This is a genomic window from Pseudodesulfovibrio aespoeensis Aspo-2 (genome assembly GCF_000176915.2).
GTDB classification, from domain to species: domain Bacteria; phylum Desulfobacterota; class Desulfovibrionia; order Desulfovibrionales; family Desulfovibrionaceae; genus Pseudodesulfovibrio; species Pseudodesulfovibrio aespoeensis.
The window spans coordinates 2049044-2068774 of sequence record NC_014844.1 but is presented as its reverse complement, the minus strand read 5'-3'; the positions used below and the strand labels follow the sequence as shown (position 1 = coordinate 2068774).

Sequence of the window (19731 nt, the reverse complement as noted above, 5' to 3'; positions counted from 1 at the left end):
TGATAAAGGCCCGATTGTATCGTTGCTTCAAAAAACCTCTTCCAAGCAACCGGCAAGGGGGAAAGGATGGCTCGGCCTGTAGGTTTTTCTAATTTGGAATATGCAAACAAGAAAAAGGTACCGCGTCGCGACCATTTTTGAGCCGAAATCCAAGCGATCATGCCGTGGTAGCGTGAGCCCCAAGCCCAAAGCAAAAACTTCGTCCGCAAGCATGGCAACCCTCTTGCTGGAAGGGCTACCTGAGTTTCCCCTATTGACCAATTCCACAAGGAACATTGAAGAAACGAAAAAATGTTTTTGACACACTCGCAGCCTCTTGTAATAGATTATGAAATTTTTGGATCTCGGATTTTGGCCGCGAACGCCTGTGCGGCAGTACAACAAATACTGGTGCACACATCCTTTTACCGCCAAAATTTCCAAACATCCGCGAAACCCTCTCCATTGAGTCAATCAAAAAGAGGTTCGTCAGCACCCCCGTATCTATAAAGGCTCAGATATGATACCTTGTTTTTCGATTCAATGCATGACCACAGCCCCCACTTTTCTTTTATGTTTCATACTTGTGCATTGTTTATGACGGCTTCATTCGGCACGGCGCAAGCCGAATCATCGGCGGTTTTAAAAAATGGCAATAGACAAGGCGTACCCTCCATTGACTATTGTTCCTTCCATTGGTGAACCGACGGGCTCTTTGTTGAAATATGGTGTCTTTGGGGCGAACAAACGGGTATTCAGACGAATTTTATAGTCGAAGATTGGCCAGGGACTCTGGAGACTCTTCGCGATGGCCGGTGTTCATTCAGGCCTAACCGTCAATGAACATCGGACCCGGTGGATGGCTTTTTCTCAACCGATGCATGAAACCAAAACTCATTAAAAGAGTATGACCTTCTTCTATCCTGGAAGACAAGAAACGAAGATGTCACCCATCCCAGATGGAGCCCCGCACAAATGAAGGCATTGATCCTCAAGAAGCAAACGACATGGATAGTAATCTTACTCATTTCTTTACTTCCGTTGCCATCCATCATCAACTATATGCACCGTTTCGTGGTTCGCAACGGCGTAGTGACCGCTTTTCTGTATGAAGTAAAAGCACCCATTGACGGTGTGGTGAACTCGCTTTCAGCTGAACCAGGTTCAATCCTCGGGGATAAACCAGCATTGATACTCGGCAACAAGCGCAACATGGGGCGATATACGACACTCGAAAGGGAACTCACTTCACTCGAGGAGAGCCTGAAGCAAAGTCAAAGCAGCCTCGCGCAATACCTCGATAGAATTATACGCGATTTGGAACAAAGTATTAATATTCTGGAAGCTCGCTTAATCGGAGAAAGGGCCACTCTGAAGGAAGTTAGACAACGTCGCAAACGCACTCTGCAACTTGTTGAGGCGACTGTGGCAACAGGTGAGGATGCTGACCGGGTTGAGGCCGAATACCAAAAGGGCGAAGCGCTGGTACGAACTACCCAACTTGAGATTGAACAACTCAAACACCGTAAACGCATGTTAGTCCAGGGAATGGTCCCAAGTGATTTGTCAGATGGCATCCTGCATGTTCAGAAACAAATCGACACACTACAATTGGATATTCTTGCCTGCAAAAGGCGCATGAGCGAAACTGAAACGGCTTCCAGCCCCCAGACACCCTCCGCTCTTCTTCAGGAAGGAGGAATTAACAGCGGGTCATCCCAAGCAACCGTGGTACTTCCGGAAACATCCGTCATATGGGAAGTCGACGTTCAAAACGGTATGGAAGTAACCAAAGGGGAACGACTTTTATCGTACATCGACCGAAGTCAACTCATGGTTATAGTCGCTGTTGATGATGCAACCCTTGAACTGATTGAGTATGACCATCCTGTTCGGATGCGTTTGTTCGGTAGAAAAGACTTCATGAATGGCAAGGTGATCCGGGTCATGGGCTCAGCAGGCATCTGGCACTCCAACCATTTTGCGGCTGAAATCTCGGGTAAATCGCCTCGGGATGGGCGAGTTCTTGTGCGAATTGAGGACGGACAACTCTATAATGAAGTGGAAAAATTCTGCGGCGTAGGTCGGACAGTCTATGCAGAATTTGAGGGAATCGGTCTTTTGGAGCAATATTTTGGAGTCTTTTTGCGATGAGTCACTCCACAAGTACACTGACCACTCAGCAACGTGAAAAAGAGAACGCTGTACTCTGGGCGACTGTTCTGGACACGATCCTTTTATTTTTTATAACGAGTGCCGGCTTGATGTCCGGTTCAATGACTGCGCTGTCAGAAATAATCAGATATACACTTTTGCTCGCGATAGAATACATCACTTATGTGGTATTAAGACGTACTCACAGAGGGATGTTTAGTGAATTTGAATATGGGACAGGAAAAATTGAACGAATTACGAACCTGCTGGTGGCTTTTGGACTTATACTGAGCAGCATGTATATTTTCTCGAAAGTTATTTCCATGGATGATAGTTCACCTATGTCGACCAATACTCTAATGCTTACAATGATTGCAACCACCATTAACCTTATTTTAAATTACTACTTCTCAATAGCATTTATTCGCTCCAATCAAACGGAGAGTTCTGTAATCATTTCCTCTCAAATCGCTTCCCGAATCGCAAAAACAGTCGCATCAGCTGTTGTCTTGGGTGTTTTCTTGGTTGCGTTATGGTTGCCTGATCCAATATCTGCCCGTATTGTTGATCGGTGGGGTTCATTATTCATAACAGGCTACATGATTGTCATCGCCTATGGCCTGATCAAAGAAAGTCTGCCTGAAATACTTGATCGCACGATTCCTGAACCTGAGCATTATCAAATACTCCGAATACTGGCGGAAAACGTTGACCAATACGATGGATTCAGTGGCTACAAGGCCCGAAGATCAGGCAAAGACTTATTCATACTGTTAAATCTATGCTTTTTCTCTACATATACTCTTGAACAAATTGAAACACGGTTGAGCCCCATCCGGCAGGCATTTGAAACCGAACTGCCTGGGGCAAACCTGACCATTGAACCAAAAATAATGGATAAGCATTGAAATACAGTTTCTTTTCGGCTCTTCACAATTAGAATTATGATGGGGACACCTGCCTAATTATTTTCGAGCCTAGCAGGTCGTTGAGAATCTCAAAACAGCAGGCTTTTCAAAAATGGTGAGATGCAAGGCGCAAAAAAAGATCAAGGCCGAAGCGTACTTCCTGTACGCGAGGATTTGATCTATTTGCAGCAACGCAGCAGATCGCCGTTTTTCAACAGCCTGCTAGCACTCGAACCTTTCTCAGCCGCCTGTCAGAGTGGGTTTTGTCATGTTCTGAGGGCCGGGAAGCGTGCTTCCCGGCCTTTTTTGCGTGTCGTGGAGATGATCTAGAGTGTGGAGATGAGCTAGAGCATGGACATGAAGTTCACGAACAGGGTGGCATTCATGGCGTGCATGAGCCACAGCAGGCAGGCGGCGAGCATGGTCAGCCCCTTGAATCGCAGCGGGGTGTCGCTCCTGGCCGTGATCAGCCAGAGGGCGGCGCAGGCAAGGCCCAGGCCGCAGCCCGCAGCCCAGACAAGTCCGAGCGGCGTGCCCAGGGTCATGGTCCTGAACATGTCGGGCAGCACGGCGAAGAGCCATCCCTGGCAGGTGAGAAAGACGAGCATGGCGCCCAGCGCCCAGCGCGAGGCCAGGTTGAGGGCGAAGCGGTAGTAGTCGCGCCCGTAATCGTCCCTGTTGCGCCTGAGAACGAGATGGACGCAGCTCAGTCCGGCGGCTGCCGCGACGCAGAGGACCATATACATGGCCGCCATGGGCCAGAGCATGGACTGGGGGCCCAGGGGAGCCTGCATGGCCTCGGCGGGCAGGCCGATCAGCAGCTTGGCCGGAACTGTCACGGCTACGCCGACCAGCGCGGCCAGAGCAGCGCCTGCGCCCAGGAGCATGTGCGCGCCCTTGGCGTCGCGCATTTTTCTCCAGGTGAGGCAATAGGCCAGGCCAAGGACGAAGAACGCGCCCATGGACGCAAACGAGATCATGAACAGCGAGCCCGGCTCGAAGACGCGACTGGCCATCTGCGGGAACCGGACCAGGAGCAGGCCGAGGGCCGCGGCCTGGATGACCAGGAAAAGCAGCAGCAGAATCAGCCCCATGGCCGCTGTCTGCTGGCCGTATTTGTCGTGGAATACCCGACCCTTGGCCTTGGCCAGAAATTCGTTGGAAACGGCGACCGCCGGGCTGCCCAGGGCGGCCATGCCCAGCAGGCTAAAAAAGGCCGGTGCCAGCATGATGGCCACAAGGGTCAGGCTTTCTTGAATGCTCATGATCTTCTCCGGGTGCTTGTCGGTCTGGGCCGTGCGCTGGCCGCGTGGCATATTTGCCTGAAAATCGTCGTGTCCGCAAGGTGCGCGCCGGGCAAGGGTGTGGTGCCTCTGCATGGACACCTTGCAAAAAATCCATTGATCGCCTATCTCTCATGGAACGATTCAACGTGCCAGACGGGAGAATTCCTTTATGAAATACATGACGCTCTGCCTGCTCGCCGTGTTCAGCCTGCTGGCGGTCGGCTGTACCGCCACCAGACAGACGGCGGCCACTACCGAGGCGAGCACCGAATGGCGCATCAAGAACCTCGAAGAGAACTTTCTCAACTTTCGCGAGGAGCAGCGCAAGCAGGCGGACCAGAGCGTTGCCGCTGCCGAGGCTCTGGACAGACGGTTGGCTGGCATTGAGTCTGATCTGGCCGTGCTCAGGGGCGGCGAGGTTGTGGTGGCCGCCCCTGGCGACGAACCCAGGAGCGAGGGGTGGGTGTCGGACGAATCCGGACCCGACGACCTCAAGCCCGAAGAGGGTGGGTGGGTGAGCAGCGATTCTGGCACCCCTGGACCTGCCGCCGAAAGCGGCGAGGAAAAGCCGTGGGCCGAGGTTCCCGGAGCGCCGGTGACCATTCCAGAACCCACGGTGATCAGCCGGTCGCCAGTCCCGGCCCCGGCCAAGGCAGCTCCCGCCCCGGCCAAGGTCTCCGCAATGGGAGCGCAGGCCACGTATGACGCCGGGCTGGCCAAATACAACGGCGGTGATTTCGAGGGTGCGCGCGGCGCGTTCGATGAATTTCTCAAGAAGTACTCCAGTGACGGGCTGACCCCCAACGCGCTGTACTGGAAGGGGGAGACCTATTATTCCCAAAAGGATTACGCCCAGGCCATCCTGACCTTCAAGGAGGTCACCAGCCGGTACCCCAAGCACGCCAAGTCGGCCTCGGCCCTGCTCAAGATAGGGATGTCCTATGACCGCGTGGGCGATCCGGACAACGCCGTGTTCTACCTCAGGGCGCTGGTCGAGGACTTTCCCAAGTCCGCCCCGGCCACCCTGGCCCGCAAGGAGCTGACCCGTCTGGGAGGTTGACCCCGGATTATTTTTCATCTCATCTGGCCGGGATTCAGCATTGTCATGCGGTTCCGGCCTTGTTGTTTCACCAAGCGGTGCGTGGCCCCATGGATCTGCAAAAAGAGTTCTTCGCCTGCCTTGCCCTGAGGCACACCCCGCGCCTTGGTCCCAAGGTCTGGAAGCCGCTGCTTTCACATTACGGGTCTGCCTTCGAGGCGGTGCGCGAGGCCGCATCCTGGCCTGCCGATGTCGCTCCCCGGTCCATGGCCCGGGCCTGTAAGGCCGAGGTCTGGCGCGACAAGGCCGAGGAGGAGTACCGCGCCGCAATCCGTGCGGGCATGACGGTCATCACCTGGTTCGATGTCCGTTTTCCCGATGCGCTTCGGGAGATCGAAGACCCGCCGTGTCTGCTCTACGCCAGCGGCGACCTGACCCTGCTCAAGAATCCGGGCGTGGCCGTGGTGGGCGCGCGCGAATGCACGGCCCTGGGCCTCGACGCCGCAGGGCGCATCAGCTCCCAGCTCTCCCGCATCGGCATCACCGTCATATCCGGGTTGGCCATGGGCATCGACCGTCAGGCGCACCTGGGCGGCCTGTCCGGCATCGGCGGCTCCATCGCGGTGCTCGGCTGCGGGCTCGACGTGGATTACCCCCATGACAACCACGATGTCAGGCGCGCCCTGGAAACCAGGGGGCTGGTGGTCACGGAGTTCGGGCCGGGCGTCACGCCACGGGCTGGGAATTTTCCGTTCAGGAACCGGATCATCAGCGCGCTGTCGCTGGGCGTGCTCGTGGCCGAGGCCGCGCACAACAGCGGCAGCCTGATCACGGCCCGGCTGGCCGGGGAGCAAGGGCGCGAGGTCTTTGCCCTGCCCGGCCCGCTCGGCCAGCCCACCTTCACCGGCTGCCACCGGCTCATCAAGCAGGGCGCGGCCCTGGTCGAGAGCGCGGAGGACATTGTCGAGATCCTGCGTTACGATTTTGCCAGGGAGCTGGCCCATATTCCCGATCCCGAACCAGTGGCCGAGGCGGACAACAGGGTGGACGCCGTGGAGCCCGGGGGCAAGGCCAGGGCGAGCCGGGCCGAGAAGAAGCGCAGCAAGCGACCGGCCAACAAGACACCGGAGACCACGCATGAATCAGAGGCCACGGGCGGGGCGGACGCCGGAGAGAGCCGGACAAGAAAGCGCCCAGGCGCGGCCAGACGGTCTGAGATGACGCTGAACGACGAGGAGCGTCAGCTCCTGGCCGTGCTCGACGGGACAGACCGGGTGCATATCGATACCCTGGGCCGGACCCTGGGCTGGGAGTCGTCGCGGGTGAGCCGCGTGCTGCTCATGCTTGAGGTGGGCGGCGCAGTCCATCAGCTGCCCGGCATGTGGTACATGGCCAGAGAGGCGCAGGGTGGGGCATCGGGCGGGGCGTGAGCCTCTTTGCCGTCACTTTTCCCGTCGGGGCTCGCGTTTCTGTCCGTAGAAGACTTAACCCGCTCCGGGCTTGAGCCCGCGTGTCGGGCCGTGTACAGTGGGCCAGCCGTGAAAACGGGACAAGACGCATAACAGGGTCGGTATCCCATGCAGAAGATCCCCATAGACCTCGCCCGTCCGGGCATGAAGCTGGCCCGTCCCGTGCTCAAGGACGGCGGCATGATCATCATGGCCGAGGGCATGGAGCTGACGGACAGCCTCATTGTGCGCCTGACCAACATGAAGATCGACCGCATCACCGTGCAGGGGCATCCGGTGGACATGGGCGGGGCCGGTTCCGGCACCAAGTACGCCGAGCGCATGGAGCGGCTCGATGTCCTGTTCCGCCGTTACGGGCAGGACAAGTGGATGGTCCGGGTCAGGGACCGCATGGCCCAGTATTTTCGGATCAAGGCCGCGGCCCAGGAGGCCAAGGCCAAGGCCGTGCAGGAGATGGAGCTCGAAGCGGGGCAGGACGGCAACGGGGAGAACGGAGACGAGGCATAGTATGGACCAGGATCTGAAAACCAGCGTCAAGGGCAGGATCCTTCAGGTGGCGGACCTGCCGACCCTGCCCGATGTCCTGGAGGAGGTGACCCGGCTCGTGGAGGACCCGGACGCGTCGAGCGAAGCCATCGCCAAGGTCATCTCGCGCGATCAGGTTCTTTCGGCCAAGGTCCTCAAGATGGTCAACTCGCCCATCTACGGCTTTCCGGGCCGCATCAGCTCCATCCAGCACGCCTTGGTCCTGCTCGGCTTCAACGTCATCCGGGGCATCATCATCTCCACCTCGGTCTTCGACATGATGGTCCTGAACATGAAGGGGCTGTGGGAGCACAGCCTGGGCTGCGCCACGGCCTGCAACATCATCGCCCGCCGGGCCGGATTCGAGGATCCGGAGGAATACGCCGTGGCCGGGCTGCTGCACGATCTGGGCAAGGTGGTCACGGCTGTCCAGCTGCCCGACCTGCACTCGGCCATTCTCAAGACCGTGCGCGACAAGGACATGACCTATTTCCAGGCCGAAAAGGACGTCATGGGCTTTGGCCACGACCGCATCAACGCCTGGCTGGCCCGCCACTGGGGGCTGCCGCCCAACATCCGCGAGGCCATGGCCCGGCACCACTCGCCCCATCTGGCCGAGTTCTACAAGCCCATGGCCTGCGTGGTCCACCTGGGCGATTTCCTGGTGCGCCTGTTCGAGTTCGGCAACTCCGGCGACGACCAGACTGCCTATCTGCGCCCCGAGGCCCTGATGGAGCTGAAGTTCCGCATGTCCGATCTCGACAAGGTCATGGACGAGATGGCCGACCAGTTCCTTGAGGTTTCGGACGTGACCTTCTAGCCGTGGCCCTGGCAGGAGGGCGCAATCGGGTGTCTTCCTTTGACGGGACGGGTGACCGGTGCTAGGTTTGCCCCCATGAATCAGACCCTCGAACACTCTCTGTTCCAGCGCAAGCAGACCGCGTTCCTGCTCTCGCCCGACGCGTCGCTGGCGGCCATGCTCCGCTCCCTGTGGTCGCCGGAGGTGCTGGAATTTACCGTCTTCGAGCGGGGCGGCGGAGCCATCGAGCACCTGTTCAACGATCCGCCGGACCTGCTTGTCGTGGACAACCGGCTGGCCGACATTCCGGCCAGGGAGGTGGCCAACCTGGTCAAGAGCGAAAATGTCTACCGCCAGCTGCCCGTGGTCATGTGCGTGGACCCGGTAGACGTGGAGACGCCGTGGAACTGGAACGTCATCGAGGTGGACGACTTCCTGGTCAGGCCGTTCAACCCCTCCGAGGTGCGCGACCGCATCAACCTGACCCTGTGCCGGGCCATGCGCGCCCTGGACGCCAATCCGCTCTCCAAGCTGCCCGGCAACACCTCCATCATCCAGCGCATCCAGCAGCTCATCGACGCCGGGGAGGATTTCGCCCTGGCCTATTGCGATCTCGACTATTTCAAGTCCTACAACGACAAGTACGGGTTCTCACGCGGTGACGAGGTGCTGATGATGACGGCCCGGCTCATCGTCAACACCATCCGCAGCTACCTGGGCATCATGAGTTTTGTCGGTCACGTGGGCGGAGACGACTTTGTCTTCATCCTGCCGCCCGACAGGGTTGAGGACGCCTGCCAGCGGATCATCAAGGCGTTTGACGACATTGTCCCCCATTTTTACGACCCAGACGACCGCAAGCGGGGCAACATCACCTCTGTGGACCGCGAGGGCAAGACCAAGGTCTTCCCGCTCATGGCCGTGTCCATTGCCGTGGTCATCAATACCGAGGGGAGGCTCAGGCACTACGGCGAGGTCTCGTCCATCGCCATGGGCCTCAAGAAAAAGGCCAAGGAAAACCCGAAGAGCAGCTATGTCCTCGACCGACGCCAGATATAAGGGCGGCGAGATGCTGCGCGGCTTCCTGGCCCATCTCGCGGTGGAAAAGGGCTACTCCGAGGCCACCATCCGCTCCTACGGGACCGATCTTGAGCAGTTCGACGGCTTTCTGAAGCGGTCCAAGCGGTCGCTGGAGCACCCGGAGCGCGTCACCCGCGACCATGTGCGCTCCTTTTTGGCCGAGATGCACCGGCTACGCCTGGGCAAGGCGACCATGGGCCGCAAGCTCTCCAGTCTGCGCGCCTATTTCCGCTACCTGCTGCGCCATCGGATGATCACCACGGACCCCACGGCCACGATCCGCAACCCCAAGCAGGAGAAGCGGCACCCCCAGGTGCTCAACGTGGATCAGGCCGTGGCCATGATGGAGGCCATGATCGAGCCCGATCCCGAAGGGCTGCGCGATCTGGCCCTGGCCGAGGTGCTCTACGGCTCCGGGCTGCGCATCAGCGAGGCCGTGGGCCTGGACCTCAACGATGTGGATTCCGACGTCATCCGCGTCACCGGCAAGGGCTCCAAGGAGCGCATCGTGCCCTTGAGCGATGCGGCGGTGAAGCGCATCCGGCGGTACATGGAGCAGCGCCACGCGCTCATTGGGGACAACTACGCCGAGCAGGCCCTGTTCCTGAGCGTGCGCAGCGGCAAGCGGCTCAACCGGCGGCAGGCCAACCGCATCGTGGCCAAACTCGGCGGGCTGGCCGGGCTGCCCAAGGATGTGCATCCGCACATGCTCCGGCACAGCTTCGCCACCCACATGCTGGAGGCCGGGGCAGACCTGCGCAGCGTGCAGGAGCTGCTCGGCCACGAGCGGCTGACCACGACCCAGCGCTACACGCATCTGGACATGCAGCACCTCATGCAGGTATACGACCAGGCGCACCCCAGGGCCAAAGAGGACGGCAAAGGGGAAAAATAGAAAACACCAGCACGGAGAAGACGATGGAAAACCCGATGGTCCTTCTGGAAACGCCGGAAGGGGAGATTCTGATAGAGCTGTTTGCCGACAAGGCACCCAGGACCGTGGAGAACTTTCTCGCCTATGTGGACGACAAATTCTACGACGGCACCCTGTTCCACCGCGTCATCAAGGGATTCATGATCCAGGCGGGCGGGCTGACCTTTTCCATGGCCGCCAAGCCCACGCGCGACGCAATCGCCAACGAGGCCACCAACGGCCTGAAGAACGTGGCCGGCACCGTGGCCGTGGCCCGGACAGCGGACCCGCACAGCGGCACCTCCCAGTTCTTCATCAACGTGGCCGACAACCCGGATCTGGACCACGCCGGCACCGAGGACGAGAACTACGGCTACTGCGTGTTCGGCGAGGTGGTGGACGGCATGAACGTGGCCACCAAGATCAGCAAGGCCCGGACCAAGACCTACCAGGGCTTTGACGACGTGCCCGTGGACCCCATCTCCATCATCACGGCCCGCCGCTTCGAGTAGGCCGGGCCTTGGGGCGCAAAAAAAGACCTCCGTTAGCGGAGGTCTTTTTGTTTGCATTGTCGGTGGTCTACTTGCGGAACCGCTCGAATTCGTCCTTGAGGGAGTTCATGAGCTCCTTGACCGAGACGATCTTGTCCACGAGATAGGCGTTGGCCCCGGCAAAGACGAAGCCGTTCTTGAGCCTGCCCTTGTAGGCGTTCACCAGGGCCTGGGCGATGCAGTAGGGGGACTTGTCCTCCGCGCAGCTGTGCAGGCATTTGTGGACGCACTTCTTGGGGTGCTTGAGCCCGGTGGAAACGGCGTCGAGGAAGCTGTTGCGCAGGGCGCGCCCCGGCATGCCGACCGGGCTCTTGATGATGGTCACGTCCTCCTGCCTAGCCTCGATGTAGGCGAGCTTGAAGCGCTCGTCCGCATCGCATTCGTGGGTGGCCACGAACCGGGTGCCCATCTGGACGCCCGCAGCGCCCAGTTCTAGGAATTTGGCTATGTCCTCGCCGGTGTACACGCCGCCTGCGGCGATGACCGGGATGTCCTTGTGGTGCTGCTCGCGGTAGGGGGTCACCGCCTCGATGACTTCGGAGACGAGTTTTTCGAGCTGGTAGTCGGGGTCTTCCAACTGCTCGGCCTTGAAGCCGAGGTGGCCGCCCGCCCTGGGGCCTTCGACAACGAAGCCGTCGGGCAGATAGTCGAACTTGTTGAGCCATTTGCGGCACAGGATGCCGGCGGCGCGGCCCGAAGAGACGATGGGCACCAGCTTGGTGCGCACGTCTTCCTTGAGCTCCAGCGACATTTCGCGCAGATAGCCGGGCAGGTCGAGCGGCAGGCCAGCGCCGGAGATGATGACATCCACATGCTCGCGGATGGAGGTGCGGACCATATCGCCGTAGTTGGTCAGGGCGCACATGATGTTCACGCCCAGCAGACCGTCGGTCATCATGGCTCTGGCTTTTCGTATTTCCTCGATGAGTCCGCGCCGGTCCGCGCCCTCGGGATCCTTGGCCCGGTGCGGGTCGCGCATGCCGATCATGGAGGAGGCGATGACGCCCACCCCGCCCTCGTTGGCCACGGCGCTCGCCAGGCCCGAGAGGGATATGCCGACTCCCATGCCGCCCTGAATGATGGGCAGCTTGGCAGTCAACTCACCGAATTTGAGATTCGGAAGTTTCATTGGAGTACCTCATTGTCTCGCGTGTAGAGAATAGAAGGAAAGTATGTGCATCTTTCAGCCATAAGTCAAGGAGGCCCGGTGCGGTGTGCGCCTCATGCCCCGCTCCGAGGGCCTCACGATGCCCGTCCCTTCCCGATGTGTTCCCTGACTACCAGCTCGGCAAAGTACATGGAGCTGGTGAAGGCGGGCGAGATGGAGTTGAGGATGTGCACGGTGTTGCCGTGCCGCTCGATCATGAAATCCATGACCAGCTGGCTTGTCTCCATGTCCACCAGCTGCGGCCTGATGCCCACCTTGGGGCTGGACAGGAAGTCGCCCGGTGCGATGTGCCGGACCAGTCTCTCGGCATCGCGGAAAAAGTGCTTGAAGAAGTATTTGCGCGGCTCTTCCAGGGCCACGGCCCGGAATTTCTCGTTCTCCATGAACATGCGCAGGTCGCGCAGGAGAATGGCCGCGAACTCGCTGTCAATGCCGCTGAGCACGCCGTAGTTCTCGCGTCCGAAGGCCGGGATGGCCGTGGGGCCGACATAGACATCGCCGTGGACGCTGCGGGTGAAGTGGACGCCCAGAAAGGGGTTTTTGATGTTGGGCACCGGGTAGATGCTCCCGCGGATCTTGTCCGCCGCGGGCTTCTTGAGCTTGCGGTAGATGCCCTTGAAGGGGAGCAAACGGTGGTTTTTGGCGATGCCGAAGCTATGGGCCACCTTGTCGCTGTAGGCCCCGGCGGCGTTGATGAACAGCCCGTAGCCTATGTCGCCCTGAGTGGTGCGCACCGAGTCGAGCCTGGGGGCGAGGAACCGGGTGTCGAAGAAGAAGCGGACCCTGCCGCTGTGCTCCAGTTCGTCGCGCATGGCCGCCAGGATGGCCTTGGGATCGACCACGGCTGTCAGGGGCGAGTACAGGGCGCGTTCCACGGTCCTGGCGTTGGGTTCGATTTCGGCCAGCCCGGCCTGATCGAGCATCTCCACGGTGGCCCCGTTGGCCTCGGCGCGCCGCTTGAGTTCGTCCAGGGTGGCCAGTTCGTCCGCCTCGCGGGCCACGATGACCTTGCCCGACTTGAAGAGCGGCAGCTTGCGCTCCTCGCAGTAAGCCTGCATGCGGCGGTTGCCCTCAAGGCACATCTTGGCCTTCATGGTGCCGGGGTCGTAGTAGATGCCCGCGTGGAGCACGCCGCTGTTGCGGCCCGAGGCGTGGCGGCCCGGAGCGTCCTCCTTGTCGAAGATGATGATGTCCCGATACCCGGCCCTGACCAGCTCGCGGCCGATGGTCAGGCCGAGAATCCCGGCCCCGCATATGACAACGTCGGCTGAATACATTGGCTGTTCCTTATTTTTTGCACAGCAGCGCAAGGCCGCTTTTGGGTTCCCTGCGCCTGATCATGTCGGTTCCTGAAATCTCGATGATGACCACTTCGCCCACCAGCCAGACATCGAGACCGGGCCTGATGCAGCCGGTGGCGGTCCTGCCTTCGCGCCCCAGGGCGGCGTGCATGTGCAGCGTCGGCGCGCCGTCCTCGCCGGGGAAGAGAGTGCCCACCGCCGCCACCTCGTGGGGTGCGCCGATGGCGTGGAGGATGGGGTCGATGACCGGCGAATCGCCGTTCCTGGGACCGACCACGAGGTTGCCGTTGTCCGCGCCGCCGATCATGAGGCACAGGCCGCAGGCGATGGCCTGCTCGCGGGCAAAGGTCTCTATGGTGTCCGGGATTCGCTCGCCGTCCTCCAGACGCAGGGTGAAGACCCGGCCAAGGGTGCCCTGACTGTATTGCATGGTTTCTCCTATCGTCCGCACGGGGTCTTGAAGGCGCACCAGTCGCACTGTCTGCCCGGCTGGGCAGGGAACTCCGCGGCGCCTGTCATGTGCCGCACCAGGGTGGCGAGGAGGTGCGGAATCATCTCCTCCACGATCTCGCTGCGGTGGTCGTCGGGCCATTTGGGACCGAAGAGGCGTTCGATCCTGCCGTCTTCTGCCAGTTTGATCAAGCCCGCGTCGTGCGGGATTTCTCCGTGGACGCGGCTGTAGAGGTAGAGATAGGCGGGCAGTTGCACGCTGCGCAGGCTGGCCGAAAGGTCGGTCAGCAGCAGCGGGTCCGGCGCGGCAGGATCGTAGTGCGCCACCCGCGCCCACAGGGGGTCGTCGCCCCAGAAGGTTTTTTTGGGCACGGTCACGCCCCCGGTCTTGTAATCGAGGATCATGATCCCCTCGCTGCGCCGCTCGATGCGGTCGAGGAACCCGGTGAACCCGATGGTCATTCCGTCCGTTTCCAGAGTGGTTTCGAGCCGTTGCTCCAGGCCGGTCAGGGTGGCCGGTTCCTGGGACTCGACAAAGGCCCGGAGCCGGTGGCGGCCTGTCATGAGCAGGGCCATGCGGGTGTCCACGGGAAGCTGGCGGAACAGTTCGCTCGTCTTGAGCCGTTCCTCGTAGAGGGCAACAAGCGGTGCGGGGTCGAGGCTGCCGAGGTCCGTCCCGACGCCGATGTGCGGGGTCAGGAATTCGCGCAGCACGTCGTGGATGAGGGAGCCGAACTCGCTGCGGTCGCCCTCTTCGGCGATCTCATCGACCGGGCGCACGCCGCTTAAGGATGCGTAATAGAACAGCTTGGGGCAGTTCAGGTAGCGATCAAGGCTGGAGGGCGACAGGCCGCGTGTCTCCAGGGTGCGCAACAACGCCTCGCGGACTGCCTGGGTGGCCGGGATCGGAGCAGGCCCGGTCGGCACGGTCCCTGCCGGGAAGGTGACAATCCGGATGCGCGGGTCGCCCGGCTCTGTGAGTCTGCCCTCGCGTTTTTCCCGCTCCCACAGGAGTTGCTCCACGAATCGGCTGCGCACGCTCTTCTGGTCCAGCAGGCCGGGCTGGATGCCGCTTTGGTAGTAGACGACCGCCTCGCGCGCGCCCATGAGCAGCCGGTGGAAGTTGTAGCCGGACACATGGTCGCGCTGGCGGGCGTCGGGCAGGCCGAGCAGCCGCCGGAGCGGGTCGGGCAGGAGCGGATCAAAGGGGTTGGTTCCGGGCAGCCGCTCCTCCACGGCGTCGAGGATGAAGAGGCGGCGGAAATGGAGCAGCCGGGTTTCGAGCACGCCGAGCACTTGGAGCCCGGCCAGCGGCTCGGGCTCGAAGGAGACGCGCTCCTGGCCGATCATGCTGCGCAGCATGGAGAACAGGACCGGTTGGCTCAGAGGCAGCGGGCTGGCCTCGGCCCCGCGCAATTGCGGCACCACCGAGGTGGTCAGGCGGAAGAGGCATTCGGCGTCCACCAGATAGGTGTGCCACAGCCGCTCGCCGTGGGCGTGGAGCATGGCCGCCAGCCCGGCCAGGGCGTCGCCCAGGTCGTCGAGGGAGGCCACTGGCTCAAAGGCGGTCAGGCAGTGATGGAGTACGGCCCGGCGCAGCGGTTCGGCCACGGATTGGTCCACGCTATCCAGAATCTCGTCCGCGTAGGGCGGCTCCCAGGCCAGGGGGTCGATGTGTCGTTCGCCCCTGCGGATGGCGGCCTCCCAGACCTGGAACAGGGTGCGCAGGGGCTTGTGTTCCGGTCCGAGCAGTCGCAGGTAGGGGTGGCGGATGAGGGCGACCACGTCGCGCCAGTGGTAGCGTCCGTCCCCCAGCCGGTTCTCCTGCAAGGTCAGGATGGTCTCCACCAGCCGGGCCAGGGCCGTGCGCTCCAGCGGGTAGCCCATGGAGATGTTGGGATCGTCCTCGGGCAGGTGGTGGAGCACGGGCATGAGCGCGCCCTCGTCGGGCAGGATCACGGCGGTGTCGTCCAACCCGCTCCCGGCGGCCATGGCTTCGCGCATGTCATCGGCCATGGCGGCCAACTGCGAATGGCGGTCGAACCCTTCGCAGAAACGGATGACCGGGCCGGAAAGGGGCACGTCCTCGCCGGGCGGGATCACGGCCTTGACCCGCCAGCGGTGCAGCCAGGCCGTGTGTTCGGCGGTGGACCAGTGGGGTTCTTCGCCCGTGGCCAGGGCCGGGTCCGAGTGGATGACCGGGTGCAGGATATCGTCTTCCCACAGTCGCCGGAACAGGGTGTCCTCGGCCCCGCTCAGGGCGTAGAACCCGGCGGCCACCATGGGCGTGTCCGCGAGGTGTCCGGCCACCTGGGCGATGTTCCTGGTGGCGAACCGCCAGTCCAGGCCGGGGGTGGTCCAGCCGCGCGCAAAGAGCCGGGTGACGTATGCATGGTGAATGGCCGAGAGCTGTTCGAGCAGGGCCGCGGCGTAGGGCGACACCTCGCCGTCCATGTAGGCAAGGTCGTCCGGGTCCGTGTCCTGGCGCAGGATGTCGTCGGCCAGCCGGGCCAGCCGGATGCCCCAGGGAAGGAACGCCTCCCGGTCCATCTCGGGCAGCCGGGCCAGCAGGCCGCGTCCGTCACGGCGCAGGTCGGCCACCACCGTGCGCAGCATCTCCACCAGATCGAGCTGTCTGGCCTGGACCACGGGCTGGTCCGAGAGGTCGCGCCGCAGCCCGGCCACGAAATCGGCGATGGAGACCATGCGCGGCAGGAAGACCGGGCGCGGCAGGGCGGTGTGGTCGCGCAGGAACGCCTTGAGATAGCGGCGGGGGCGGTTGTGGGGAAAGAGCACGGTCAGGTCGCTGAAGTCGTCGCGCCCGGCCAGCAACCGGCCCAGAGCCGGGATGAAGTCCGCCTGCCAGGGGATGAGGGTGACGTGGCGCATCTAGGCCCCCTTTTCCACGCGGTGGATTTCCCGCAGGTCGAGATAGACGAGGTAGCCGTGGACCGGTCTGGCCGTGCCGGGCATCTCTTCGAGAATCCGCATGTAGTCGAACACCTGTTCCCGGTTCTTGGGCGAGGGCTGCCCGGTCTTGAAGTCCGCGACAACGGTGGATTCGCCCCGGTGGAGCAGGTCGAGCCGCTTGAAGCTGCCGTCCGTGTCCATCACTTCCGGTTCGCGTTGCCCCGTTGCCAGCCATTGGCACAGGTTGTCCTGGCCGAGGGCCCACAGGGTCATGGCCCGCAGATCCGTCTCAAGCCGGACGAGTTCGTCCGGAGGCAGCGCGTCCAGGGCCGGGAAGTCGCGCATGGCCAGCCGCACGGCCCGGTCGCTGTCCGCTTCCTGGTGGCCGGTGACGCGCAGGTGCTCCATGGCCCGGTGCGCCACCTCGCCGCGCATGCGCTCATTATAGAAGTATTCGTCGAGGTGGTGGCGGTAGACGCGCAGCCGGGGCAGCCAGCCCATGAGCCGGACTCCATCCTGATCCGTTCTGGCCGCGAGGGGACTGGCGGGCAGGGCCGCTGGCGCATGGGTGCGCGTCGTGGTCACCTCGGCGGGCCGTTGGCCGCGCTCGAAAAGCCCGGAGCCGTCCAGGTCGAGAAAGAGATGCATGGCTGCCAGGGCAGGCGACGTGGCTGGTTTCTCGGTGAAAAAGCCGTAGAGCTCCTCGCGGGCGCGGGTCCAGGCCACATAGAGCAGGTTGAGCTGCTCGCGCACGGTGCGGCCCAGGCTGGCGTGGTAAGGCTTGCCCAGCCCCTTCTTGAGCGGGGTGAGCAGGCGCGCGCCCTTGAATTGGCGAATCTCGTAGTCTTTGTCCGTGTCGGCGGTCCAGTTGTGGAAGGGGACGATGACCACAGGGAATTCAAGTCCTTTGGCTTTGTAGATGGTCATGATGCGCACGGCGTCGATGTTCTCCGGCAGGGGAACCTTCTCCTCGGCGGATTTCCCGCTCCAGTATTCGAGGAAGGCGGACAGGGAGCCGTAGCCGTTCTCTTCGGCCAGATGGACCACTTCGAGGAAACGGCGCAGGTACAGCTCGGCCTGTGGGTGCCGCTCCAAGGCGCGGAAGACGCGCATGGCCTCGCGGGTCAGGTCGTAGGGGGTCATCAGCCCGGACTGGTTGTAGAAGGGCTCGATGAACCGTTGCCAATGTTCCGGGAAGTCCTCGCGGAACTGGACGCCCAGGGGGCGTTTGCGCGGGCGCATGAGCCAGTCGTGGAATTCGGCCTGAGTGATGCCCGCTTCGGCCAGGAAGAGTTCCTCGCCCGAGGCAAAGGTGAGGAAGGCCACGTCGTCGCGCGGGAAATCGAGGAAGGCGAGGAAGGCGGCCAGTTGGCGCACCAGAGGGTGGCGGTCGAGCTGGAGGCTCTTCTCGGTGATCACCGGGATTCCCTTGGACACGAGCAGGTCGCAGACCAGCCCGGCGTGATCGTGGGAGCGCACCAGCACGGCGATCTCGCCGAAGCGGCGGCGGGCCGTCAATTGGTCCATGAGTGTACCCAGGGCGTCCAGGGTCTGCTCCTCCACTTCGTCCGCCTTGCCGCCCTCCAGTCGCTCCATGCGGACATAGCCGCCGGTGCCCGCATTCTTCTGCGGCACCGACTGGGCGCAGCCGTCAAAGGTGCGCGTCAGGTCCGTGGCAAAGTCGGCCCGGAAGTCGTCGGGGGCGGCGGTGAAGATGGTGTCGGCCAGCTCCCGTGTCAGGTCGGGGTCTTGGAGGTTGCCGAAGAACGCGTTGTTGAACGCGACCACGTTCTCGAAGCTGCGCCAGTTGTCGGGCAGGGTGTCGCTGGCCGTGGTCAGGGCCAGGGAAGCGAGGTCGGGCTGGGTCATGACCTCGCCGAAGAGGGCGCTGTCGCCGCCGCGCCAGCCGTAGATGGCCTGCTTGATGTCGCCCACATAGAAGAGTGAGCCGCCCTTGGCCAGGCACTCCTGGGCCAGGGGGGTGACCGCCTGCCACTGCTCGCGGCTGGTGTCCTGGAACTCGTCCACCAGCAGGTGATGGAGCCTGCACCCCATGCGGCAATATGCCTCTGACACGGCGTCCCCGTGCTGGAGCAGGTCATTGACAAACCCGGCCAGGGCCGAGCCGAGGACCAGCCCGCGCTGCTTTTGCAGGGTTGCCAGCCCATTGAGCAGCCGCTGGGCAATGGCGATGGCCGGGGCCAGGAAATACGCGCCCGAGAGCACGGCATGGTCCGCGCCAAACGTTTTCCATGCCTCCTGAAGATGGAAATAGAAGGATTCGGACCGGGCATCCACCAGCCCCTTGCCCTTGGCCAGCACGCAGTCGGCAAAGGTGGGCTTTTGGATCAGGGTGGAGTCCGGCACCTCGTCAAAAAGGGCCATGCTTTCACACTTCATGAGGAATTTCATGAAATTGGCGTGAGCAGGCATTCCTGATTCGGCGATATGCCCGCGCATGGCCGCCACGGAGCGCTGGAACCCGGCGTGGGCAACGGCGAGCATCCCCTTGATGGTCTCCTGGTCTGTCTCGATGGGGCCGGACTGATCGCGCAGGAAGGTGGTCAGCCTGCCCAGCCGGTCGCGCACGCTGTCCTGGAGCCAGAAGCTCTTGCGCCCCTCGGCCCGGAGCATGGTCTCCATGGCGTCGAAAAGCAGCTCGCGCTCCGGGCAGTCGGTGTCGCACAGGCTGGTGAAGTGTTCGTAGACCGTGTCGAAAAGGTCTGTCTCGTCAAAGGCGATCCTGAAGTCCGGGCGGATGCCGAATTCGAGTGCGAACAGGCGCAGGAGCAAGGCCAGCAGGGAATCGATGGTCCTGATGTTCAGCCGGTGGTAGCGGCGCAGGATGGCGTCGATGGCCCTGGACGCGGCCTCGGGCGAACACTCGGCCCGCTGTCCGGCGTTGTCCAGGTCAAGGGCGGCGAGTTTCAACCCCTTGACCACGCGCTCCTTCATCTCGGCGGCGGCCTTGTTGGTGAAGGTCACGGCCATGATCTCGGGCCAGGCATAGCCACGGTGCGGTCTGCCAGCGCAGGCAAAGGGGCGGGCGTTCTGGTCCGCCCTGTCGAGCAGGGACAGGAAACGGCGCGTGAGCTGAAAAGTCTTGCCCGATCCGGCGGACGCCTTGACCTGCTTGAGTTCCGACATGGCCTTACCTTGTAGTATTGGGCGCGCGGCTGGGCGCGCGCCGTCAGCAGAC

The 19731-nt window shown here is 62.0% G+C and carries 15 protein-coding genes; 9 read left to right on the top strand and 6 right to left on the bottom strand.

Annotated elements, in window-relative coordinates; all coding sequences use genetic code 11:
- Nucleotides 1–954 precede the first annotated feature (954 nt).
- Nucleotides 955–2133 carry an HlyD family secretion protein gene (locus tag DAES_RS09395; RefSeq protein ID WP_013514796.1) on the top strand — a complete coding sequence of 393 codons (1179 nt, stop codon included), beginning with the start codon at nucleotides 955–957 and terminating at the stop codon, nucleotides 2131–2133.
- Nucleotides 2130–3041, top strand: a complete 912-nt coding sequence (locus DAES_RS17330) for a cation diffusion facilitator family transporter (protein ID WP_013514795.1) — start codon at nucleotides 2130–2132, stop codon at nucleotides 3039–3041. The genes DAES_RS09395 and DAES_RS17330 overlap by 4 nt, the downstream gene beginning before the upstream one ends.
- A gap of 344 nt (nucleotides 3042–3385) precedes the next feature.
- On the opposite strand, the gene DAES_RS09390 is transcribed toward DAES_RS17330, so the two are convergent.
- Entirely contained in the window at nucleotides 3386–4306 is a 921-nt protein-coding gene (locus DAES_RS09390) for a hypothetical protein (protein ID WP_041271722.1), read from the bottom strand.
- A gap of 190 nt (nucleotides 4307–4496) precedes the next feature.
- Here DAES_RS09390 and ybgF point away from each other — a divergent pair, with 190 nt between their 5' ends.
- From ybgF to DAES_RS09355, 7 genes are all read left to right on the top strand, one after another.
- On the top strand, nucleotides 4497–5387 hold the full coding sequence (gene ybgF, locus DAES_RS09385) for a tol-pal system protein YbgF (RefSeq protein ID WP_013514793.1): 891 nt from the start codon (nucleotides 4497–4499) through the stop codon (nucleotides 5385–5387).
- Between the two features lie 89 nt (nucleotides 5388–5476).
- Complete coding sequence (gene dprA / locus DAES_RS09380; protein ID WP_013514792.1) at nucleotides 5477–6796, top strand: DNA-processing protein DprA; 1320 nt, start codon at nucleotides 5477–5479, stop codon at nucleotides 6794–6796.
- A gap of 147 nt (nucleotides 6797–6943) precedes the next feature.
- Nucleotides 6944–7342 (top strand): hypothetical protein, encoded by a 399-nt coding sequence (locus DAES_RS09375; RefSeq protein WP_013514791.1) that lies wholly within the window; start codon nucleotides 6944–6946, stop codon nucleotides 7340–7342.
- 1 nt (nucleotide 7343) lies between these two features.
- Nucleotides 7344–8180 (top strand): HDOD domain-containing protein, encoded by an 837-nt coding sequence (locus DAES_RS09370; protein ID WP_013514790.1) that lies wholly within the window; start codon nucleotides 7344–7346, stop codon nucleotides 8178–8180.
- A 75-nt stretch (nucleotides 8181–8255) separates the two neighbouring features.
- On the top strand, nucleotides 8256–9218 hold the full coding sequence (locus tag DAES_RS09365) for a GGDEF domain-containing response regulator (RefSeq protein WP_013514789.1): 963 nt from the start codon (nucleotides 8256–8258) through the stop codon (nucleotides 9216–9218).
- On the top strand, nucleotides 9193–10134 hold the full coding sequence (xerC, locus tag DAES_RS09360; protein ID WP_013514788.1) for a tyrosine recombinase XerC: 942 nt from the start codon (nucleotides 9193–9195) through the stop codon (nucleotides 10132–10134). Before DAES_RS09365 ends, xerC begins: the two co-directional genes overlap by 26 nt.
- Before the next feature lie 23 nt (nucleotides 10135–10157).
- Nucleotides 10158–10664: a peptidylprolyl isomerase gene (locus DAES_RS09355; RefSeq protein WP_013514787.1), complete on the top strand. Its 507-nt coding sequence runs from the start codon at nucleotides 10158–10160 to the stop codon at nucleotides 10662–10664.
- A 67-nt stretch (nucleotides 10665–10731) separates the two neighbouring features.
- Here the strand turns inward: DAES_RS09355 and DAES_RS09350 are convergent, their stop codons facing one another.
- From DAES_RS09350 to DAES_RS09330, 5 genes are all read right to left on the bottom strand, one after another.
- Nucleotides 10732–11832 carry an NAD(P)H-dependent flavin oxidoreductase gene (locus DAES_RS09350; RefSeq protein WP_013514786.1) on the bottom strand — a complete coding sequence of 367 codons (1101 nt, stop codon included), beginning with the start codon at nucleotides 11830–11832 and terminating at the stop codon, nucleotides 10732–10734.
- Nucleotides 11833–11945: 113 nt separating this feature from the next.
- Nucleotides 11946–13148 (bottom strand): L-2-hydroxyglutarate oxidase, encoded by a 1203-nt coding sequence (lhgO, locus tag DAES_RS09345; protein WP_013514785.1) that lies wholly within the window; start codon nucleotides 13146–13148, stop codon nucleotides 11946–11948.
- Between the two features lie 10 nt (nucleotides 13149–13158).
- A complete protein-coding gene (locus DAES_RS09340; protein ID WP_013514784.1) occupies nucleotides 13159–13602 on the bottom strand; it encodes a PPC domain-containing DNA-binding protein in 444 nt (147 codons plus the stop codon).
- Between the two features lie 8 nt (nucleotides 13603–13610).
- Nucleotides 13611–16511 (bottom strand): PD-(D/E)XK nuclease family protein, encoded by a 2901-nt coding sequence (locus DAES_RS09335; RefSeq protein WP_013514783.1) that lies wholly within the window; start codon nucleotides 16509–16511, stop codon nucleotides 13611–13613.
- The gene (locus tag DAES_RS09330) at nucleotides 16512–19679 is read right to left on the bottom strand and encodes a UvrD-helicase domain-containing protein (protein ID WP_013514782.1); all 3168 of its coding nucleotides are present in this window, start codon (nucleotides 19677–19679) and stop codon (nucleotides 16512–16514) included. It lies immediately after the preceding gene.
- Nucleotides 19680–19731: the final 52 nt, after the last annotated feature.

Bases quoted from the DNA above. Each gene is read 5' to 3' on its own strand.
- DAES_RS09395 (WP_013514796.1), top strand. From the start codon at position 955: ATGAAGGCATTGATCCTCAAGAAGCAAACGACATGGATAGTAATCTTA.
- DAES_RS17330 (WP_013514795.1), top strand. From the start codon at position 2,130: ATGAGTCACTCCACAAGTACACTGACCACTCAGCAACGTGAAAAAGAG.
- DAES_RS09390 (WP_041271722.1), bottom strand. From the start codon at position 4,306: ATGAGCATTCAAGAAAGCCTGACCCTTGTGGCCATCATGCTGGCACCG.
- ybgF (WP_013514793.1), top strand. From the start codon at position 4,497: ATGAAATACATGACGCTCTGCCTGCTCGCCGTGTTCAGCCTGCTGGCG.
- dprA (WP_013514792.1), top strand. From the start codon at position 5,477: ATGGATCTGCAAAAAGAGTTCTTCGCCTGCCTTGCCCTGAGGCACACC.
- DAES_RS09375 (WP_013514791.1), top strand. From the start codon at position 6,944: ATGCAGAAGATCCCCATAGACCTCGCCCGTCCGGGCATGAAGCTGGCC.
- DAES_RS09370 (WP_013514790.1), top strand. From the start codon at position 7,344: ATGGACCAGGATCTGAAAACCAGCGTCAAGGGCAGGATCCTTCAGGTG.
- DAES_RS09365 (WP_013514789.1), top strand. From the start codon at position 8,256: ATGAATCAGACCCTCGAACACTCTCTGTTCCAGCGCAAGCAGACCGCG.
- xerC (WP_013514788.1), top strand. From the start codon at position 9,193: ATGTCCTCGACCGACGCCAGATATAAGGGCGGCGAGATGCTGCGCGGC.
- DAES_RS09355 (WP_013514787.1), top strand. From the start codon at position 10,158: ATGGAAAACCCGATGGTCCTTCTGGAAACGCCGGAAGGGGAGATTCTG.
- DAES_RS09350 (WP_013514786.1), bottom strand. From the start codon at position 11,832: ATGAAACTTCCGAATCTCAAATTCGGTGAGTTGACTGCCAAGCTGCCC.
- lhgO (WP_013514785.1), bottom strand. From the start codon at position 13,148: ATGTATTCAGCCGACGTTGTCATATGCGGGGCCGGGATTCTCGGCCTG.
- DAES_RS09340 (WP_013514784.1), bottom strand. From the start codon at position 13,602: ATGCAATACAGTCAGGGCACCCTTGGCCGGGTCTTCACCCTGCGTCTG.
- DAES_RS09335 (WP_013514783.1), bottom strand. From the start codon at position 16,511: ATGCGCCACGTCACCCTCATCCCCTGGCAGGCGGACTTCATCCCGGCT.
- DAES_RS09330 (WP_013514782.1), bottom strand. From the start codon at position 19,679: ATGTCGGAACTCAAGCAGGTCAAGGCGTCCGCCGGATCGGGCAAGACT.